The sequence below is a fragment of the Caballeronia grimmiae genome, assembly GCF_022879615.1.
Lineage (GTDB): Bacteria > Pseudomonadota > Gammaproteobacteria > Burkholderiales > Burkholderiaceae > Caballeronia > Caballeronia grimmiae.
The window spans coordinates 889329-908534 of record NZ_CP084272.1 but is presented as its reverse complement, the minus strand read 5'-3'; the positions used below and the strand labels follow the sequence as shown (position 1 = coordinate 908534).

At 64.1% G+C, this 19206-nt stretch carries 22 protein-coding genes and 1 pseudogene; 16 read left to right on the top strand and 7 right to left on the bottom strand.

Features of this window, described 5'->3' with window-relative positions; all coding sequences use genetic code 11:
* Positions 1 to 2: 2 nt before the first annotated feature.
* The 12 genes and pseudogenes from gsiC to LDZ21_RS17815 all read left to right on the top strand — a co-directional run bounded on the left by gsiC (position 3) and on the right by LDZ21_RS17815 (position 9948).
* Positions 3 to 923, top strand: coding sequence for a glutathione ABC transporter permease GsiC (gsiC, locus tag LDZ21_RS17870; protein WP_244795100.1), 921 nt, complete (start codon positions 3 to 5; stop codon positions 921 to 923).
* A 7-nt stretch (positions 924 to 930) separates the two neighbouring features.
* Positions 931 to 1821, top strand: coding sequence for a glutathione ABC transporter permease GsiD (gene gsiD, locus LDZ21_RS17865; protein ID WP_244795099.1), 891 nt, complete (start codon positions 931 to 933; stop codon positions 1819 to 1821).
* Positions 1818 to 2843 carry a DmpA family aminopeptidase gene (locus tag LDZ21_RS17860; RefSeq protein WP_244795098.1) on the top strand — a complete coding sequence of 342 codons (1026 nt, stop codon included), beginning with the start codon at positions 1818 to 1820 and terminating at the stop codon, positions 2841 to 2843. Before gsiD ends, LDZ21_RS17860 begins: the two co-directional genes overlap by 4 nt.
* A gap of 109 nt (positions 2844 to 2952) precedes the next feature.
* Entirely contained in the window at positions 2953 to 3180 is a 228-nt protein-coding gene (locus LDZ21_RS17855; protein WP_244795097.1) for a hypothetical protein, read from the top strand.
* A gap of 8 nt (positions 3181 to 3188) precedes the next feature.
* Positions 3189 to 3566, top strand: coding sequence for a fluoride efflux transporter CrcB (gene crcB / locus LDZ21_RS17850; protein ID WP_035968982.1), 378 nt, complete (start codon positions 3189 to 3191; stop codon positions 3564 to 3566).
* Between the two features lie 128 nt (positions 3567 to 3694).
* Entirely contained in the window at positions 3695 to 4168 is a 474-nt protein-coding gene (locus tag LDZ21_RS17845; protein ID WP_244795096.1) for a GNAT family N-acetyltransferase, read from the top strand.
* A gap of 130 nt (positions 4169 to 4298) precedes the next feature.
* Entirely contained in the window at positions 4299 to 5837 is a 1539-nt protein-coding gene (gene hutH / locus LDZ21_RS17840; RefSeq protein ID WP_244795095.1) for a histidine ammonia-lyase, read from the top strand.
* Positions 5834 to 6529, top strand: coding sequence for a histidine utilization transcriptional repressor HutC (gene hutC, locus LDZ21_RS17835; RefSeq protein WP_035968985.1), 696 nt, complete (start codon positions 5834 to 5836; stop codon positions 6527 to 6529). The genes hutH and hutC overlap by 4 nt, the downstream gene beginning before the upstream one ends.
* Before the next feature lies 1 nt (position 6530).
* Positions 6531 to 7094, top strand: a complete 564-nt coding sequence (locus LDZ21_RS17830; protein WP_244795094.1) for a HutD/Ves family protein — start codon at positions 6531 to 6533, stop codon at positions 7092 to 7094.
* A 220-nt stretch (positions 7095 to 7314) separates the two neighbouring features.
* Positions 7315 to 8321, top strand: a pseudogene (gene hutG / locus LDZ21_RS17825) (N-formylglutamate deformylase).
* 308 nt (positions 8322 to 8629) lie between these two features.
* Positions 8630 to 8950: a DUF4148 domain-containing protein gene (locus LDZ21_RS17820; RefSeq protein WP_244795893.1), complete on the top strand. Its 321-nt coding sequence runs from the start codon at positions 8630 to 8632 to the stop codon at positions 8948 to 8950.
* A gap of 227 nt (positions 8951 to 9177) precedes the next feature.
* The gene (locus LDZ21_RS17815) at positions 9178 to 9948 is read left to right on the top strand and encodes a CDP-diacylglycerol diphosphatase (protein WP_244795093.1); all 771 of its coding nucleotides are present in this window, start codon (positions 9178 to 9180) and stop codon (positions 9946 to 9948) included.
* 37 nt (positions 9949 to 9985) lie between these two features.
* On the opposite strand, the gene LDZ21_RS17810 is transcribed toward LDZ21_RS17815, so the two are convergent.
* Positions 9986 to 10405: a secondary thiamine-phosphate synthase enzyme YjbQ gene (locus tag LDZ21_RS17810; RefSeq protein ID WP_035970438.1), complete on the bottom strand. Its 420-nt coding sequence runs from the start codon at positions 10403 to 10405 to the stop codon at positions 9986 to 9988.
* Positions 10406 to 10482: 77 nt separating this feature from the next.
* Between LDZ21_RS17810 and LDZ21_RS17805 the strand changes: the two genes are divergently transcribed.
* The 3 genes from LDZ21_RS17805 to LDZ21_RS17795 are packed head-to-tail and all read left to right on the top strand — an operon-like array spanning position 10483 to position 13207.
* On the top strand, positions 10483 to 11040 hold the full coding sequence (locus tag LDZ21_RS17805; RefSeq protein WP_244795092.1) for a BON domain-containing protein: 558 nt from the start codon (positions 10483 to 10485) through the stop codon (positions 11038 to 11040).
* A gap of 28 nt (positions 11041 to 11068) precedes the next feature.
* The gene (locus LDZ21_RS17800) at positions 11069 to 12433 is read left to right on the top strand and encodes an NfeD family protein (RefSeq protein WP_244795091.1); all 1365 of its coding nucleotides are present in this window, start codon (positions 11069 to 11071) and stop codon (positions 12431 to 12433) included.
* 12 nt (positions 12434 to 12445) lie between these two features.
* Complete coding sequence (locus LDZ21_RS17795) at positions 12446 to 13207, top strand: slipin family protein (protein ID WP_035970435.1); 762 nt, start codon at positions 12446 to 12448, stop codon at positions 13205 to 13207.
* Here LDZ21_RS17795 and LDZ21_RS17790 read toward each other — a convergent pair.
* Together LDZ21_RS17790 and aptA are read right to left on the bottom strand one after the other, a co-directional pair.
* Positions 13204 to 13740, bottom strand: a complete 537-nt coding sequence (locus LDZ21_RS17790; RefSeq protein ID WP_244795090.1) for a carboxymuconolactone decarboxylase family protein — start codon at positions 13738 to 13740, stop codon at positions 13204 to 13206. The two genes, LDZ21_RS17795 and LDZ21_RS17790, sit on opposite strands and share 4 nt — an antisense overlap.
* Before the next feature lie 114 nt (positions 13741 to 13854).
* Complete coding sequence (aptA, locus tag LDZ21_RS17785; protein ID WP_244795089.1) at positions 13855 to 15183, bottom strand: omega-aminotransferase AptA; 1329 nt, start codon at positions 15181 to 15183, stop codon at positions 13855 to 13857.
* 136 nt (positions 15184 to 15319) lie between these two features.
* Here aptA and LDZ21_RS17780 point away from each other — a divergent pair, with 136 nt between their 5' ends.
* Positions 15320 to 16726, top strand: a complete 1407-nt coding sequence (locus LDZ21_RS17780) for an aminotransferase-like domain-containing protein (RefSeq protein WP_244795088.1) — start codon at positions 15320 to 15322, stop codon at positions 16724 to 16726.
* 14 nt (positions 16727 to 16740) lie between these two features.
* Here LDZ21_RS17780 and LDZ21_RS17775 read toward each other — a convergent pair whose 3' ends face one another.
* The 4 genes from LDZ21_RS17775 to LDZ21_RS17760 all read right to left on the bottom strand — a co-directional run bounded on the left by LDZ21_RS17775 (position 16741) and on the right by LDZ21_RS17760 (position 18993).
* Positions 16741 to 17049, bottom strand: coding sequence for a hypothetical protein (locus LDZ21_RS17775; protein ID WP_244795087.1), 309 nt, complete (start codon positions 17047 to 17049; stop codon positions 16741 to 16743).
* A gap of 179 nt (positions 17050 to 17228) precedes the next feature.
* Positions 17229 to 17975 (bottom strand): ABC transporter substrate-binding protein, encoded by a 747-nt coding sequence (locus tag LDZ21_RS17770; RefSeq protein ID WP_425306861.1) that lies wholly within the window; start codon positions 17973 to 17975, stop codon positions 17229 to 17231.
* Positions 17976 to 18133: 158 nt separating this feature from the next.
* Complete coding sequence (locus LDZ21_RS17765; protein ID WP_244795085.1) at positions 18134 to 18538, bottom strand: Hsp20/alpha crystallin family protein; 405 nt, start codon at positions 18536 to 18538, stop codon at positions 18134 to 18136.
* 20 nt (positions 18539 to 18558) lie between these two features.
* The gene (locus tag LDZ21_RS17760) at positions 18559 to 18993 is read right to left on the bottom strand and encodes an Hsp20/alpha crystallin family protein (RefSeq protein ID WP_244795084.1); all 435 of its coding nucleotides are present in this window, start codon (positions 18991 to 18993) and stop codon (positions 18559 to 18561) included.
* Positions 18994 to 19206 lie beyond the last annotated feature (213 nt).

Below are 19206 nucleotides of genomic sequence, written 5' to 3'. Positions count from 1 at the left end.
CGATGCTCAATTTCCTTGCGAAGCGTCTGCTCGGCCTGCTGCCGACGCTCTTCATCGTCGCGGTGCTGGTGTTTCTGTTCGTGCATCTGTTGCCCGGCGATCCCGCGCGTCTCGCAGCCGGAGCCGAAGCGGACGAAGCAACGGTCGCGCTCGTGCGTGCCGATCTCGGTCTCGACAAGCCGCTGCCGCAGCAACTGGTGAGCTTCTTCAGCAAGGTCGTGCACTTCGACTTCGGCATGTCGACGCGCAGCAAGCGGCCCGTCAGCACCGAGATTGCCGAGCGCTTCATGCCGACGCTATGGCTCACGCTCGCCAGCATGGTGTGGGCGGTGGTGTTCGGCATGGCGATCGGCATCGTGTCGGCGGTGTGGCGCAACAAATGGCCCGATCGCATCGGGATGACGCTCGCGGTGTCGGGCATATCGTTTCCGGCGTTCGCGCTGGGGATGCTGCTCATCGAAATCTTCTCGGTGAAGCTCGGCTGGCTGCCGATCGTCGGTGACGGCAGCTGGCAAAGCTATGTGCTGCCGTCGCTCACGCTCGGCGCGGCGGTGGCCGCCGTCATGGCGCGTTTTACGCGGGCATCGTTCGTCGAAGTGCTGGGCGAGGACTTCGTGCGAACCGCGCGAGCGAAGGGCGTGCATGAGCCGATGGTCATCGTGAAGCATTGTCTGCGCAACGCGATGATTCCCGTCGTCACGATGATGGGGCTGCAGTTCGGCTTCCTGCTGGGCGGCTCGATCGTCGTCGAGAAAGTGTTCAACTGGCCGGGCCTCGGACGCCTGCTCGTGGATGCCGTCGAAATGCGCGATTACCCGGTGATTCAGGCCGAAGTGCTGCTGTTCTCGCTGGAGTTCATCGTCATCAATCTGGTCGTGGACCTGCTCTATGCAGTCATCAATCCGACCATCCGGTTCAAGTGAGGAACGCATGAGTGTCACCGCCAGAGTCGCCAGCAGCGGCCAGCAGGAAATACGCACGCCGTGGAGCGAGTTCTGGCGCAAGTTCAGGCAGCAGCATGTCGCGCTGGTCGCGGCGGTGTTCGTGCTGCTGCTCGTTTTCATTGCGATCATCGCGCCTTATATCGCACCGTATGATCCAGAACACTACTTCGATTACGACGCGCTCAACGCGGGACCATCGGCAAGCCACTGGTTCGGCGTCGATTCGCTGGGCCGCGATATCCTGAGCCGCATTCTCGTCGGCAGCCGCATTTCGCTGACGGCGGGCCTGGTGAGCGTCGTGATCGGCGCGGTGATCGGCACGCTCTTCGGCCTGCTCGCTGGCTATTACGAAGGCTGGTGGGACCGCATCGTGATGCGCATTTCCGACGTGCTGTTCGCGTTTCCCGGCATCCTGCTCGCGATCGGCGTCGTGGCGATTCTCGGCAACGGCATGGTGAACGTCGTGTTCGCCGTCGCCATTTTCAGCATTCCCGCGTTCGCGCGGCTCGTGCGCGGCAACACGCTCGCGCTGAAACATCTCACGTATATCGAGGCGGCGCGCAGCATCGGCGCATCGGACTGGACGATCATCGTGCGGCATATCCTGCCGGGCACGATATCGTCGGTGATCGTGTACTTCACGATGCGCATCGGCACGTCGATCATCACGGCGGCCAGTCTTTCGTTTCTCGGTCTGGGCGCGCAGCCGCCGACGCCCGAGTGGGGCGCGATGCTCAACGAAGCGCGCGCCGACATGACGATGGCTCCGCATGTCGCGATCTTCCCGAGCCTCGCGATCTTCTTCACGGTGCTCGCGTTCAATCTGCTTGGCGACGGCTTGCGCGATGCGCTCGATCCGAAGCTAGACCGGCCATGAAGAAGGCACCGCATATCGGCGTGCTGCAAGCGGGCGCACGCGGCACGATCGCGGATGTCGCTGGCGTGAGCGTCGGACATTGCACGCTCGATGCAGGCGACGTGCAGACAGGCGTGACCGTCGTGCGTCCGCATGACGGCGACGTGTATCGCAGCAAGGTTCCCGCTGCGGCGTGCGTGATCAACGGCTTCGGCAAGAGCATGGGGCTGGTCCAGATCGAAGAACTCGGCGTGCTCGAAACGCCGATTGCGTTGACCAATACATTTTCTGTCAGCACGATAGCGCATGCGCAGATTGGTTCGGCATGCGAAGCAAATGAGAAGATCGGGCGCGACTGGCCCAGCGTGAATCCGCTCGTTCTCGAATGCAACGATGGCTATCTGAACGACATGCAGACGTTCGCCGTCGAAGACCCGCACTACCGCGATGCGCTCGCCGCCTGTTCGAAGGACTTCGCGCGCGGCGCGGTGGGCGCGGGACGCGGCATGTCGTGCTTCGAACTGAAAGGCGGCATTGGCACGGCCTCGCGCATTGCACACATCGAAGGGCGCGCGTACACGACAGGCGCGCTCGTGCTCGCGAACTGCGGGCGCCTGCCGCAACTCACTATCGCGGGCGATGCGGCAGGGCGGCGGCTGCACGCGGCGATGCAATCGAACGCCGGCCCCGAACAAGGCTCGATCATCATGCTGGTCGCCACGGACGCGCCGCTCGATTCGCGTCAGCTGCGCCGCCTCGCGATGCGCGCCGCAGCGGGACTCGCGCGCACCGGCTCCGTTTATGGTCACGGCAGCGGCGACATCGCGCTGGCGTTCTCGACGGCGTACGCGGTCCCGCATGACGCCGCTTTCATCGCGATGCCGCCGCTCGTCAGCGATGCCTTCATCGATCCGTTGTTTCAGGCGACTGCCGACAGCATTGAACAGGCCGTGCTCGATGCGCTTTTCAGCGCGGAAAGCGTGACTGGCCGTGATGGTCATCGGCGGATGTCGCTGACGGATGCACTTGCAGCGCAACCTTGAGCGGACCCGGCCGGCGCGCTCGATTGCCTTTCGGCAATGTCGTTCATGTTACGGTGCGAAGCTGAAGTATCGTTAGAATGCCGATAGCTGGCTCTCGCAGGCGAAGTTCATGCACGACGTAAAGCTCGAACACAACGATGACATGGCGCTCGATCCCGCCGATCCCGCGCTCGTCATGCGCGGCTCGCTTTTCATCGACGGCCGCGAGGCGGGCTGCTGGGAAGCGCGGCGCGACGGCACGTGGGCGGCGCATCTGCGGCACGAGCGAGGATGGATCGTCGAGCCAAGCCGCGCTGCGCTCGTCGAACGGCTCGCGAACTTTCATTCAGATCACTAAGTTTATTCATGTACCTGTCGATTTTCGCCGTGGGACTCGGCGGCGGCCTCGGTTCGCTGCTCCGATGGGCGCTCGGTCTGCGCCTGAACGCCATCTTCCCGAACCTGCCGCTCGGCACCTTCACGGCCAATGTCATCGCGGGGTACATCATCGGCGTGGCGGTGGCGTTTTTCGCGCGCTTTCCGGACATTTCGGTCGAATGGCGTCTCTTCGTCATCACCGGATTGATGGGCGGGTTGTCCACGTTCTCGACGTTTTCCGCAGAAGTGGTCGCGCATCTTCAGCAGGGACGGCTCGGCTGGGCGTTCATCGAGATCGCGACGCACGTCGGCGCGTCGCTTCTGATGACCGCGCTCGGGATCGCGACCGTCGCTGCGGCGAGCTGATGCCGCCACACCTTTTCGCGTTTGCCCCGCGCCTGTTCCCTACAATTTCGTCCCGCGTCAACTGACGCTCCACTTCGCTGCGCCTGCAGCGGCTTTACTCATTGACCGCAAGAAAGAAGGTGAAAGACATGTCCGTGTTCCCGCTTATCGAAATCAGACCGTACCGGCCGAGCGATCTCGACGGCATCATCGATCTGTTTCTGCGCGCGGTGCGCGAGACGGCATCGGCCGATTACAACGAAAAACAGATCGAAGCGTGGGCGCAAGCCGACCCCGACGAATGGGCGCTGGCCCGTGCGAGCCGCCCGACCTGGGTGGCGTTCACGGACGGCCAGCTCGCCGGTTTCGCCGATCTCGAGAAGAACGGGCTCATCGACATGATGTTCGTGCACCCCGATCATCAGCGCAAAGGCGTGGCGACGGCGCTGCTCGCGCGCATCGAAGCCGAAGCCGACGAAGCCGGCATTCGCGTCCTGCACACCTATTCCAGCGCGACGGGCCGGCCGTTCTTCGAGTATTGCGGCTTCACGATGCTGCTCGCCCGCGCAGCCGTCATGCGAGGCCAGCGGTTCGTGCAGCTCGTCATGGAAAAAGTGCTGTAGCGCTCGCTGCATCTGTATAGACAAGACGCGGCATCTTGGGATTTCGTCTCAGTGGAATCCCGGGGTCCCCCTTGTTTCGTCGTTTATGCGCGTTTAGACTGGCGTCTAACTTGTATAGACAGGACGAAACATGATTACGCTGACGCCCGGGAAACTCACGCTGCCGCAACTGCGCCGCATCGCACGCGGCTCCGACTCGCTGCGCCTCGATCCGGCAAGCTTCGACGGCATCGACGCGAGCGCGCGCGCCGTTGCCGCGATCGCCGCCAAGGGCGATCCCGCTTACGGCATCAATACGGGCTTCGGGCGGCTCGCCAACACGCACATCCCGGCTGACCAACTCGAACTGCTGCAGCGCAATCTGGTGCTGTCGCATGCGGTTGGCGTCGGCGAGCCGATGTCGCGCCCGGTCGTGCGCCTGCTGATGGCGCTCAAGCTGTCGAGTCTCGGGCGTGGTCATTCGGGCATTCGCCGCGAAGTGATCGAGGCGCTGATCACGCTGTTCAACGCCGACGTGCTGCCGGTCATCCCCATCAAGGGCTCGGTCGGCGCATCGGGCGATCTCGCGCCGCTCGCGCATATGTCGACGGTGCTGCTCGGCATCGGCGACGTGATGGTGCGCGGCGAACGCGCAAGCGCCATCGACGGCCTCGCGGTCGCCGGGCTCAAGCCGCTCACGCTCCAGGCAAAGGAAGGGCTGGCGCTGCTCAACGGCACGCAGGCGTCGGCGGCGCTCGCGCTGTACAACCTCTTCGCAATCGAAGACCTGTTCCGTACCGGGCTGGTGGCGGGCTCGCTGTCGGTGGATGCGGCGGCGGGTTCAGTCGTGCCGTTCGATGCGCGTATCCACGAGTTGCGCGGGCATCGCGGGCAGATGGACGCGGCAGCCGCGTATCGCACGTTGCTGCAAGGCTCGGGCATCAATCTGTCGCATGCGGATTGCGAGAAAGTGCAGGACCCGTACAGCCTGCGCTGCCAGCCGCAAGTGATGGGCGCATGTCTCGACCAGATGCGCCACGCGGCCGACGTGCTGCTGATCGAAGCGAACGCCGTTTCCGATAATCCGCTGATTTTCCCCGATACCGGCGAAGTGCTGTCGGGCGGCAACTTCCATGCGGAACCCGTCGCGTTCGCCGCCGACAATCTCGCGCTCGCCGCAGCGGAAATCGGCGCGCTGGCCGAGCGCCGCATCGCGCTTCTGATCGACGCGACGCTGTCGGGCCTGCCGCCGTTCCTCGTGCGCGATGGCGGGGTGAATTCCGGCTTCATGATCGCGCACGTGACGGCGGCGGCGCTGGCATCGGAGAACAAGACGCTCGCGCATCCCGCTTCCGTCGATTCGTTGCCGACCTCCGCGAACCAGGAAGACCACGTTTCAATGGCGACGTTCGCCGCGCGCAAGCTCGGCGATATCGCGAGCAATACCGCCAACATTCTGGCGATCGAACTGCTCGCGGCGGCGCAAGGCGTCGATCTGCGCGCGCCGCACAAGACGAGCGAACGGCTCGACAACGTGATGAAGACGCTGCGCGCCCACGTTGCCCACTACGATCTCGACCACTACTTCGCACCCGATATCGCGGCCATCGCGACGCTCGTGCAGGACGGCGAGATCGCCAGGCACAGCCCGTTTTCGTTCGCATCGGAAGCGGCGGAAGCGAGGGCATGAGCACGCCCGCTTATCGCGAGATCAAGGATTACATCCTCGCGCGCATTCACGTCGGCGAATGGAAGGAGGGCGATCAGGTGCCCTCCGAGAACGAGCTTGCGCGCGAATTCAAGGTCGCGCGCATGACGGTGAACCGCGCGCTGCGCGAGCTGACGGCGGAGCAAGTGCTGACACGCGTGCAGGGCGCGGGCACCTTCGTCGCGCAGCCCAAATACGCGTCGACGCTGGTCGAGATTCGCAGCATCTCCGATGAAATCGTCGCTCGCGGCCATGCGTATCGCGCGGAAGTGCTGCATCTGGGCGCATCCATCGTCGATGAAACGCTCGCCGCCGAAATGCAGCTTGCGCTCGGCAGCCCGGTGTTTCATTCGCGCGTGCTGCACTTCGAGAACGACGAGCCGGTGCAGCTCGAGGAGCGCCACGTGAACCCGGCGCTCGCGCCCGAGTACGCGCGGCAGGATTTCACGACGATCACGCCGAACCAATATCTAATGGTGGCCGCGCCGTTGCAGCGGGTGGAGTACCGGATCGAGGCGTCGGTGCCGTCGGCCGGGATTCGTCACGCGCTCGCGATGACCGAGCACGAGCCGTGTCTGCTGCTGCATCGGCGCACGTGGTCGCGCGACGCGGTCGCGTCGGTTGCGAACCTCTGGCATCCGGGCGACCGTTATCAGTTCACCGGACACTTCTGACGTGACGATCATCCGCGCTGCTTCGCTCATCGACGTGCCGTGGAAGAACGGCGGCGGCATCACGCGCGAGATCGACGCCGGGCCGCCGGGCGCGTCGCTCGATGCGTTCGCGTGGCGGCTCTCGGTCGCGGAGGTATCGGCGGATGGGGCGTTCTCCGCGTTCCCCGGCGTCGATCGCGTGCTCGTGCTGCTCGACGGCGCGGGGATGCGGCTCACCGAAGCGGGCGGGCGCGTGCATGTACTGGATCGGCCGCTCGCGATGACGCGCTTCGCAGGCGAAACGGCGATTCGCGCGGGCCTGCTGGCGGGGCGAACGCGCGACTTCAACGTCATGGTGCGGCGCGATCGGGCGCGGGCGTCGGTCGAGCTGCGGCGCGGTGCGTCTTGCGAAGTCACGGGCCCGCACGATCTCGCGTTCGTCCATTGTGTGAGCGGCAGCCTGAGCGTCGACGGTGAAGGCACGACGCTTGATCCCGGCGACACGCTGCGCACGGATCGAACGCCGGTTCGAATCGCATCGACGCAGCATGGCGTGTGGCTGCACATCGGCATTGACGAGCTTTAGCGGCGTTGGCGAGACAGCGCGTGAGGCCGGTTCTTTGCGCACTACGCGTCGGTTGGCGGCGAATTGAACCGCGACGCTGCGGCGCTGGTGGTCGTCTAAGCCATTCGCGTCGCGCTCGCTCGCGTCGACATTGCGCCTTGTCGCTCGCCGTCTTTTCGACGCCGCGCTCGACAGCGGCGCAAGCGCGAACGGGCCGCACATTGGCACGCTCGCAGCGGACATGCGTGCGACTGGATCGTGCTGGACGAAGCGTATGCCGACACCCGCGGACATCCATGCGAGCACTGGCTTTCCCGCGCAGTTTTCTGCGAGCATGGTGAAACGCCTGTCCGCAAGATGCTATAGGCAGCCGCAAGGTGATCGCCCCCTGCACGCCGACGAAGACGCGGCACGCCCAATGACCGGGACCGCCAACATGGAAGCCACCCACGATTGTTCCATCTACACGCTCGAACGCGGCGCCGCGCCGCTTCTGATCTCCGTTCCGCATCGAGGCACGCGCATTCCGGAGGCGCTCGCCGAAGAAATGACGCCCGCCGCGCTGCGCGTCGATGACTGCGACTGGCATCTCGAACGGCTCTATGCGTTCGCACGCGAGATGGGCGCGTCGATTCTGCTGCCGGAGTATGCGCGCTACGTGATCGACCTGAATCGTCCGCCCGACGACGCGAATCTCTATCCGGGCGTGACACGACCGGCCTCTGTCCCGTCGATACCTTCGACAAGGAGCCGCTCTATCTGCCGGGGCATGCGCCGTCGCGCGAACAGATCGATGCGCGCCGCGCGCTGTACTGGCAGCCGTATCACGACGACCTCGCGACCGAACTCGCCGCGCTGCGCGACGCGCATGGCCGCGTGCTGCTGTGGGAAGCGCATTCGATCCGCTCGGTCGTGCTGCGCTTCTTCGACGGCCGGCTGCCCGAATTCAACTTCGGCACGGCGGATGGCGCATCCGCGGCGGCGGGGCTTGCCGAGCGGCTCGCTGAAATCGTCGATCGCGACGGCCGATATTCCAGCGTGGCCAACGGACGTTTCAAGGGCGGCTACATCACCCGGCACTACGGCGATCCCGCGAACGGTTTCCACGCGGTTCAACTCGAACTGACGCAGGCGACTTACATGCAGGAATCATCGCCCTATGCGTACGACGAAGCGCGCGCGAGCGAGGTCCAGCCGCTATTGCGGGAATTGCTCGGCGCGGCGGTCGAGTACGTCGCGGCAGCCTGACTGGCGCGGAAGTGACGGCGGGCTGGCGCCGGCGCAATGGTCGCTGCGCGCCGCTGGCTTCGTCGACGTGCGGCGACCGCTCGAATCGCTGTGGAATCAATGGTCTATCGCCACGATCGACGCGCGGCATCGCCCACGTCCCCAGCGCGATTGTTGTCGTTTCAACAAATATCTTTCGCTAAAATAGGGGTTTCCCCTAGTTCGCTGCGCTCCTAAACTTGTTTTCAACGAAACGAAATCAGACACCGCTTAAAAAGCTTCCGATTTTGGTTTCGATCTCAAAACAAGATACTGGAGGTTTCATCATGATCAAGTCCTTTGTTCCGGCTCTCGTCCTCGCTTCGGCTCTGGCCGCTCCGACCTTCGCTTTCGCGCAAAACAACGGCGCGCTGACCCGCGAGCAAGTTCGCAGCGAACTGGTTCAACTCGAGAAGGCCGGCTACAACCCGTCGCAGGATCGCGTGACCTATCCGCAAAACCTGCAGGCTGCTCAAGCGCGTGTGAACGCCGAGCAAGGCGTCGCGGCAACCTCGTACGGTCCGTCGGCTGCCGGCACGGCGCAGTCGGGCTCGCGTTCGGCTGCGACGATCTCGATGTCGGATCGCAATTCGGTGTACTTCGGCCATTAAGGCGAAGAGCGGTAGCAGTAGACGTTGGGCAGTAGACGTTGGCAGTAGCTGTGAAGTGCGAGAAACGTAGTGCGTAGTACCGCAGGAAGCAGTCAGAAAGCGCCAGCCGTGTTGTTCGCGGCTGGCGCTTTCTTCATGCGCGGCCGATTTCCGCGCTTGCGCAGCGCCGACACGATTTGCATGCATAATTCGGCACGCTAACTTTTTTGCCTGCCGGATTGCTGCCGATGCACATCATCAGGAAGATCGTCGTATTCGGCGTCGCCGCCGCGCTTGGGCTCATTCTCCCGCCCGCTCGCGCAGCGAATCCCGACGCGCTGTGGAATATCGTCAACGGACAGTGCGTCCCGGCGGCGCATGGCGCGCCCGTCAGGCAACCGTGCGCGGACGTCGATCTCGCCGGCGGCTATGCGGTGCTGAAGGACATCGTCGGGGTCGCGCAATATCTGCTGATTCCGACGGCGCGCATCAGCGGCATCGAGAGTCCGGAACTGCTCGCCGCCGATGCCCCGAACTACTGGCGCGATGCATGGCAAGCCCGCCGCTATGTGGAAGGCGCTTTGCGCCGCCCCTTGCCCCGCGACGAAATCTCGCTCGCGATCAATTCCGCGAGCGGGCGCTCACAGAACCAGTTGCACATTCACATCGATTGCCTCGCGGCGGATGTCGGCGAGGCGCTGCGCGCGGCGGGGCCGGGCATCGGCGCTGAGTGGACGCCGTTGCCGGTGCGGCTGCGCGGGCATCGCTACCGCGCGATGCGCATCGACGACGCCGATCTCACGCACACCGATCCGTTCAAGCTGCTCGCAGCGACGGTCGCCCGCGAAGGCGGCGCGATGGGCGATCAGACGCTGCTGCTCGCCGGTGCGGTCCGCAGCGACGGCGCGCCCGCGTTCTATCTGCTCAACGATCAGGTCGGTTTTGGCGACTGGGCGTCGTCGGAAGAGCTACAGGACCACACGTGCGGATTAGCCGATCGGTCCATCGAAAAACCGTGACGCAGCAGGAACAGCGCTTCCTGTTCGCACGACGCGCTCACTCGCCGATCAGATGCAGCACCAGTTCCCGATCATGCGGCGACGCCCGGTGCTCGAACACATAGATGCCTTGCCACGTGCCGAGCACCATGCGTCCGGCTTCGACCGGAATCGAAAGCTGCACGTTCGTCAGCGCCGTGCGCAGATGCGCGGGCATGTCGTCGGGGCCTTCGGCGTCGTGGATATAGCGGCCCGGCGCTTCGGGCGCGACCGTTTCGAAATAGCGTTCGAGGTCCGCGCGCACGTCGGGATCGGCGTTTTCCTGAATCAGCAGTGACGCCGACGTGTGCCGGCAGAAGACCGTCAGCAGGCCGGTGCGGATATCCTGCATATCGATCCACCGGTCGATATCGCGCGTGACTTCATGCAGCCCGCGCGAGCCCGTGGCGAGCCTCAGATGGTGAAGTGCCTGTTTCATGTCGTTCTCGTATCGAGTTGAGGGTTCACGTTGATGGACTATGCTTCCCGATTGCAGGTTCACGGACGCCGCCGCCGATGCGACCATTGCCTTCCACCACGAATACGACGCGCGTGCTCGCTGTCGTCATCGCGACGCTGCTGCGCGCCGCGCACGCCGCCGACACGCCGGCCGATGCGCCGGCCGATGCGCCGGCCGACACGCCCGCCGACACGCCCGTCAATCGCGGCAACGATCCTTTCCTGCACGTCTCCAGCGCCATTGTCGCTTGCCCGACGCCGGGCGGCCCAGTCCAAACCGAACAGGAATGGCTCGCCGATTCACACTACCGCATCGAACGCGGCAATAGCTGCTGGATCGCGGGCCGCTGCCGCCTGCCGAACAGCTACGGCTACGACAGGGAAATCGCCGAAAGCGTCACGCGCCGCCTCAACGCGCTGAACGCATCGCTGCACTGGCGCGAGAAAACGAGCCTGTGGCTTACCTTACAGCGCCGCTTCATTTATATCGACGGGTGCGTATCGCCCGATTTCGACAAGACGCGCTTCGTCTCCGAACTGGGCGAGACGGCCGATGTCGAGAAGATCATCGACCGCACGACGGTTCTATCGCCTAAGCTGAAAGCGAGACCGTGAGCGACGCCGGTGCGGCCGGCGATTGCCGATGACAACGAATTCCGCTGACTGGCTACTCCGCTTCGTCCGACGCTTCCTGCTGGCGGCGGCGCTCGGCTTCGTCGCGCTGCGAGTGGACGCCGCCGCGCCGGTGGTCGTGATCCCGCTGTCGGGCGCAATCGGCCCGGCGAGCGCGGACTTCGTCGTGCGCTCGCTTTCCCGCGCCGCCGACGAACACGCGCAGCTCGCCGTGCTGCGCATCGACACGCCTGGCGGACTCGACCTTTCGATGCGCGCCATCATCCAGGCGATTCTCGCGTCGCCGGTGCCGGTGGCCGCGTTCATCGCGCCGAGCGGGGCGCGGGCGGCGAGCGCGGGCACGTACATCGTCTATGCCAGTCATATAGCCGCAATGGCGCCCGGTACGAACCTCGGCGCGGCCACGCCGATCCAGATCGGCATGGGCGGCAAGGAACGGGCGGCGTCGTCGCCCGACGAGTCGACCGCTGAAACGCGCAAGCAGGTGCAGGACGCCGCCGCCTATATCCGCGGCCTCGCGCAATTGCGGGGCCGCAACGAGCAGTGGGCGGAGCGCGCGGTGCGCGAGGCCGTCGCGCTGTCGGCGAACGAAGCGCTCGCGCAGAAAGTGATCGACCTGACCGCCACCGACACGCCCGATCTGATCGCGAAACTCGACGGCCGCCACGTGCGAACCGCGCTGGGCGAACGCATCCTCGCGACGCGGGCGGCGCCGGTCATCGCCCTCCAGCCCGACTGGCGCAGCCGCTTTCTCGCGGCCATCACCGATCCGAGCGTCGCGCTGATCTTGATGATGATCGGCATGTACGGGCTCTTTTTCGAGTTCGCCAATCCGGGCTTCGTGTTGCCGGGCGTCGCCGGCGCGATCTGCCTGCTCGTCGGATTGTTCGCGCTGCAACTCCTGCCGATCAGCTACGTCGGACTGGGACTGATTCTGCTCGGCACCGGCTGTCTGATTGCGGAGATGTTCCTGCCGACGTTCGGCGCACTCGGCATCGGCGGAATCGTGGCTTTCGCGATCGGCGCGCTGATGCTGATCGACACCGACGTGCCCGGCTTCGGCGTTCCCATCGGCGTCGTGCTCGCGCTCGCGGCGACCACGGCGCTTTTCGTGTTCGCGGTGTCGGGCATCGCGTTGAAGGCGCGCAAGCGTCCCGTCGTGAGCGGCGGCGAGGCGATGCTGGGCAGCATCGGCGTGATGCTGGAATCGGACGGCGGCAGCGGATGGGCGCGCGTGCACGGCGAACGCTGGCGCGTGCAGGCGACCGGTACGGGCGGCTTGCCGGGTGCGGGCGAGCGCGTGCGGGTCGTCACGCGCGACGGGCTTACGCTCACCGTCGAGCCGCTCGAAGATCAACGTCAGCAGGCAGCTTGAGAGGCTAGGGACATGGGGCTTACTTTCGGCTTTAGCGGCATCGTGATTGCGCTCGTCATTTTCCTTCTGGCGTCGGCGGTGCGGATTTTTCGGGAGTACGAGCGCGGCGTCGTGTTCATGCTCGGGCGCTTCTGGAAAGTGAAAGGACCGGGGCTCGTGCTGATCATTCCGGTCGTGCAGCAGGTCGTTCGCATGGACCTGCGCACGGTCGTCTTCGACGTGCCGCCGCAGGACGTCATCACGCGCGACAACGTGTCGGTGAAGGTGAATGCCGTGGTGTACTTTCGCGTCGTCGATCCGGAGAAGGCCGTGATCCAGGTCGCGCGCTTTCTGGATGCGACGAGCCAGCTATCGCAAACCACGCTGCGCGCGATCCTCGGCAAGCACGAACTGGACGAACTCCTGTCCGAGCGCGAGCGCCTCAACAGCGACATTCAGCGCGTGCTCGATGCGCAGACCGATGCGTGGGGCATCAAGGTATCGAACGTCGAGATCAAGGACGTGGACATCAACGAGACGATGATTCGCGCGATCGCCCGTCAGGCCGAAGCCGAGCGCGAGCGTCGCGCGAAGATCATTCATGCGGAAGGCGAATTGCAGGCGTCCGAGAAGCTGCTGCAGGCGGCGCAAATGCTCGCGCAGGCGCCGCAGGCGATGCAGTTGCGCTACTTGCAGACGCTGACGACGATCGCCGGCGACAAGAACTCGACGATCGTCTTTCCGGTGCCAGTGGATCTGGTCAGCACGATCGTCGATCGCTTTACGAAACCTTAGACCAGCGCGGGGAAATCCAGCGTGGTGTCATTCACGCGATTGACGAGGTTCGTGAAGTTGATGACGCTCATCGCGAACAGCGCGTCGATGACTTGCGCTTCCGTGTAGCCGGCTTCGCGCACATCGGCGAGGACGCGGGCATCGACGGTGCCGCGCGAATCCGCCACTTGCCGCACGAAGCGCACGAGGGCATCGCGCTTCGCGTTCCCTGTGGCTTCGCCCGCACGGATCTGCTGCGTTTCGAGTTGCGTGAGGCCGGCCATCTTGCCGACGACCGTATGCGCCGCAGCACAGTAGTCACAGCCCGCGAGTTCGCTGACGGCGAGCTTGATCGCTTCTGCATCGGCCTTGTCGAGACTGCTCTTCGCGAGCACGGCATCGTTGGCGAGCGCCGCGCCGAGTGCGCCGGGGCTGTGCGTGCCGACCGTCGCATACGCGTTCGGCACGCGGCCGGCGGCCTTCTTGATGGCGGTGAAAAGTTCGGCGGTCTTGCCGCTGGCTTCGTTGACGTTGAGCTGAGAAAGACGTGACATGGTGCGCTCCTGAGTTCGTTGATCGCCATCTGCATGGCATGGCTCAACTGTAGGGGCGCAGCGCGTCGGCGTGAATGCGCGCGCGTCTCATAGACACGCGCGATCGTCTCAAACCTACTTCACGCTTTCCAGCACCTTCCGCACGGTCCCGAAGATGTGATCGATCTGGTCGTCCTCGATGATGAGCGGCGGCGAGAACGCGAGGATGTCGCCGGTATAGCGCACGAGCACGCCCGCCTCGAAGCACTTGACGAAGACCTCGTAGGCGCGCGCGCCCGGCGCGCCTTCGCGCGATTCGAGCTCGATCCCGGCGACGAGTCCGAGATTACGAATGTCCTTCACGAACGGCGCGTCGCGCAGCGCGTGCGCCGCGCTTTCGAACTTCTCCGCCTTCGATGCCGCGCGCTCGAAGAGCTTGTCGCGTGCGTAAAGATCGAGTGTGGCGATGGCCGCCGCAGTCGCCGCCGGATGCGCGGAATACGTGTAGCCGTGAAAAAGTTCGATGGCGTTGGCCGCGCCTGCATCGACGATGGCGTCGTGCACCCGGCGATGCGCGGCGACGGCGCCCATCGGAATGGCCGCGTTGTTGATCGCCTTGGCCATCGTGATGAGGTCGGGCGTCACGCCGAAGAACGCGCTCGCGGTCGCTGCGCCGAGACGGCCGAAGCCGGTGATGACTTCATCGAAAATCAGCAGGATGCCGTGCTTCGTGCAGATGTCGCGCAGCTTCTGCAAATAGCCCTTCGGCGGGATCAGCACGCCGGTGGAACCCGCGACCGGTTCGACGATCACCGCCGCGATCGTCGATGCGTCGTGCAGCGCGACGATGCGCTCCAGTTCGTCCGCCAGATGCTCGCCCCACGCGGGCTGTCCCTTCGAGAACGCGTTGTGGGCGAGATCATGCGTATGCGGCAGATGATCGACCGACGGCAGCAGCGCGCCGGAAAACGTCTTGCGATTCGGCGCGATGCCGCCCACCGAAATGCCGCCGAAGCCCACGCCGTGATAGCCGCGCTCCCGCCCGATGAGGCGCGTGCGCTGTCCTTCGCCGCGCGCCCGATGGTAAGCAATCGCGATCTTGAGCGCCGTGTCGACCGACTCGGAGCCTGAGTTCGTGAAGAAGATGCGGTCCAGTCCTTCGGGCATCAGCGCGGCCACCTTGGACGCCGCCTCGAACGCGAGCGGATGACCCATCTGGAACGTCGGCGCGAAGTCCAGCGTGCCGAGCGCCTTCTGCACGGCATCGACGATTTCGTCGCGGCAATGGCCCGCGTTCACGCACCAGAGACCCGCGCAGCCGTCGAGCACTTCGCGGCCATCGGTCGAGCGGTAGTACATCCCTTTCGCGCTTTCCAAGAGACGCGGCGCGCTCTTGAACTGGCGGTTCGCGGTGAAAGGCATCCAGAACGACGACAGATCATCGATGACGGGGCGAGCATTCATAACGGGTCTCCGGGAAAGAACGCTCACTCTAGTGCCGGACAAAATTGCGCGGCATAGACAGTCGCTTTACTGCGCTGCCAACTGTGCTGGCAAAATGCGGCAAACTGTGTTGGCTGAGATCGGGTCGAACCATCCCATGATAGAACTGAAGCTGGAGCGCGGTTCACGGCAAGCGCCGACGCTCGTCGAACAACTCGTGCGCGCGTTTTCGTCCGCGATCGAAGCGGAGACCCTGCGCGCGGGCGCGATCTTGCCGTCCGTGCGCCGTCTGGCCGGGCAACAGGGCTTGAGCACCTTCACCGTGACAGAAGCCTATGGCCGGCTCGTGTCGATGGGACTCGTGACCGCGCGGCGCGGATCGGGGTATCGCGTGGCGCAGCGCGACCGTTCCAAACGCCCGCGCCCGGTCGAGTGGCAGCCGCCGAGCCTCACGGCGACCTGGCTGCTATCCGATGTCTTCGCCGATCATTCGGTGCCGATCAAATCCGGCTGCGGCTGGCTGCCGAACGAATGGGTCAACGAAAGCGGCCTGCACCATGCGTTGCGCGCGATGAGTCGCGTGCCGGCGGCGCGCCTCGCGGACTACGGGCATCCGTACGGCTTCGCGCCGCTGCGCGAACGCATTGCCGAGCAACTGGATCGTCACGGCTTGCCGGTCGATGCCGCGACCAACGTGCTGCTGACAGCGGGCGCGACGCAGGCGCTCGATCTGATCGTGCGTACCTTGCTGCGCCCCGGCGACGCGGTGGTCGTCGAGGACCCCGGCTACTGCAATCTGCTGCAGATTCTGAAGCTCGCCGGACTCGACGTGCATGGCGTCCCGCGCACGGTGGCGGGCATCGATACGGACGTGTTCGAGCGCATCGTGATCGAGCATCGGCCGAAGGCCATCTTCCTCAACACGACGCTGCAAAATCCGACTGGCGCGACGTTCAGCATGGCGTCGGCGTTCCGGCTGATGCAGATTGCGGAGCGTCATGGCATGTGGGTCGTCGAGGACGATGTGAACCGCGAACTGGCCCCGCCCGGCGCGCCACTGCTGGCGGCGATGGAAGGCTTGAATCGCGTGTTGTACGTCGGCGGTTTTGCGAAGACCATCACGCCGTCGCTGCGATGCGGCTACGTCGTTGCCGAGCGCGACGTGCTGCGCGAACTGGCGCGCACGAAGATGGCCGTGGGCCTGACGTCGTCGGAAGCGACGGAGCGTATCGTCGAAAAAGTGCTGACGGAAGGGCGTTATGCGCGGCACGTCGAATTCGTCGCCGACAAGCTCAAGGACGCCCATGCGCTCGTCGAAGAGCGCATGGATGCACTGGGCGTGACCTTGTTCCGGCGTCCGCGTGCAGGTCTGTTCGTGTGGGCCAGTTTGCCGATCGACCCTTCGGATGCGGGCACGGTCGCGACGCGCGCGCTTGAGCACGGCATCTGGCTCGCGCCCGGTTCGTACTTCCGGCCGGGCGATGCGCCGAGCGCGTGCTTTCGCTTTAACGTCCCGTATTCCGTCGACGATGCGCTGTGGGATTTCCTGAGCGAATCGCTATAGCTGCAGATAGCCGCTCAAACGCGGTGTTCCGCGGTGCCCGAGCGATGCGCGTGCGTGCGCTGGCGCGCCGCGCTCTTGTCTGCCATTCGCGATGCCGCGAGATGCGCCTGCAAACGCTCGCATACGTCCTTTCTGCGCACCGGGTTGAGCGGATCGCACAGACGAATGGTCAGCGTCGCGGCCTGCATGTGCAGAAGCATTGAAGCCTCCGGGTCGGGCGCTTCCCAAAGCACGACGGTATTCGTGCCGTCCGAAACCTGCACGATATGAAACCGTGCGAGGTCGATTTTTCCAAGCTCGTGAGGTTCGATCGAGTGATGCATGATGTCCCCGAAGCAGTTCTCCATGTGCCGCCATCTGATGCAAAGTCCATGCCGATGGCGGCCACCCGCGAAACCCTGAAAATATCCTGTTTTTCAGTGTAATTTTCAGCGTGGCGTTCGTGCAATAACGACAGTCCCTATCGCAAGGCCGCGTTAATGGTCGGAGAAAACCGCACAGCTCACTCGCCGTAGATGTCGAAGTCGAAGTATTTCTGCTCGATGCGCTTGTACGTGCCGTCCTTGATCATCGCGGCGATGGCGCCGTCGAGCTTGTCCTTCAGGTCGGTGTCTTCCTTGCGCAGGCCGATGGCCGTGCCGGGACCGAAGATCGCGCTGTCTTCGAGCGCCGGACCGGCAAAAGCGTAAGGCTTGCCGCGCGGCGTCTGCAGAAAGCCGCGTTCCGCCTGCACCGCGTTTTGCAGCGATGCATCGAGGCGGCCAGTCAGCAAGTCCGCATAGACCTGATCCTGATCCGCATACGATACGACCGTCACGCCTTTAGCGCCCCAATGGGCCTTGGCATAGGTCTCCTGCATCGACCCTTGCTCGACGCCGACCGATTTGCCCGCAAGCGATTCCGCCGTCGGCTCGATCTTCGAATCGCGCTTTGCGACGAGGCGCGTCGGGACGTGAAAGAGTTTGCTGGAGAAGGCGATTTGCTTGACGCGCGAGGGCGTCATCGACATGGTGGACAGCACGCCGTCGAACTTGCGCGATTTGAGGCCCGGAATCATGCCGTCGAATGCGTTTTCGACCCACACGCATTTCGCTTGCAAGCGGCGGCACAACTCATTGCCGACATCGATATCGAAACCGACGAGCTTGCCGTCAGGCGCTTTCGATTCGAATGGCGGATAGCTGGCGTCGACGCCAAAACGAATGGTCGACCAGTCTTTCGCCTGTGCGCCGATGGACACGGCCAGCATGGAACCCACTAACACCGTCAACAGCCTATTCACGATCGTCCCTTTTCTTTAGCAATGGATTCGAGTAGTTCTAAACCGCCGCCAGAAGTATAAAGGGACACTCGCGCCAGATAAAAAAATGGCCGCGAGATTCGCGGCCATTGTTCGCTCGGACTTTATCAGTTCGAACGCACGTCGATGCGTCGAGGACGTGCTTCTTCGCGGCGCGGAATGGTCAGCTTCAGAACGCCATTCGTGAGATTGGCATCAATTTTCGTGGTGTCGAAATCATCGCTGACAGTGAAGGCGCGGGCAAAGCGCGGCGCGCGCACTTCGGCATGATGCACGCGCAATCCCGCGTGCGCCGATACGACGGCTTCCGCTTCGATATAAAGCCTTGCGTCATGCACTTTCACGTCGAGCTTGTCGCGCGGCACGCCGGGCAGATCGGCCCATAGCGTGATGCCGTGGCTGTCTTCGACGATATCGACGGGCGGTGTAATCGTTGCGCGGCGCACCGTTTCATCGTTCTTGCGCGTGACTTCGCTTTCGTTGCGCTGGGCAATCTGAGTCGTGTTGGTCATGGTGTGCTCCGGATCTTCGATTACTGAATGGTGATGGCGCGCGGCTTGGACGCTTCGCGCTTGCCGACGGTAATGGACAGCGTGCCGTTCTCATAACGGGCCGTGACCTTGTCGATGTCCGCGTTTTGCGGCAGCTCGATCACGCGGCGGAAGCTGCCCGTGAAGCGCTCTTTCGCATAGGTGCGCGCGCCTTCGGTCGCGGTCTCGGCCTTGCGCTCGCCGCTGATCGTCAGCGTGCCCTTGTCGACGGTGACATCGAGCGATGCGGGATCGACGCCCGGCGCAAACGCCACGATTTCGACGGCGTCGTCGGTGCTGCCGATATTCAATTGCGGAAAGACATCGGTGCGGCTCGAACGAATGCTCGAAGGGAGATTGCCGAACAGATTCGACACTTGCCGTTGCATGCGGTCCAGCTCCTGAAACAGGTCGCCGCCAAAGTAGAAGTCACTCATGGTTCAGCCTCCGATAATGCGAATAGGTTGATCGACAGGTTGATCGTTGAAGGCCGCGAATCGCGCCGCCGCCGTTGCATCGAAAATAGGAGCGGCGTCTATCGTTTCAATAGCGCATCGTGCATTTTCGACGTGATTTTTTATTCGTTTCCGCGCTCTTGAAAAAGCGCCGGCCGCGCTTAAATTCGATCGTTTGCACCAGTCGTGCAAAGC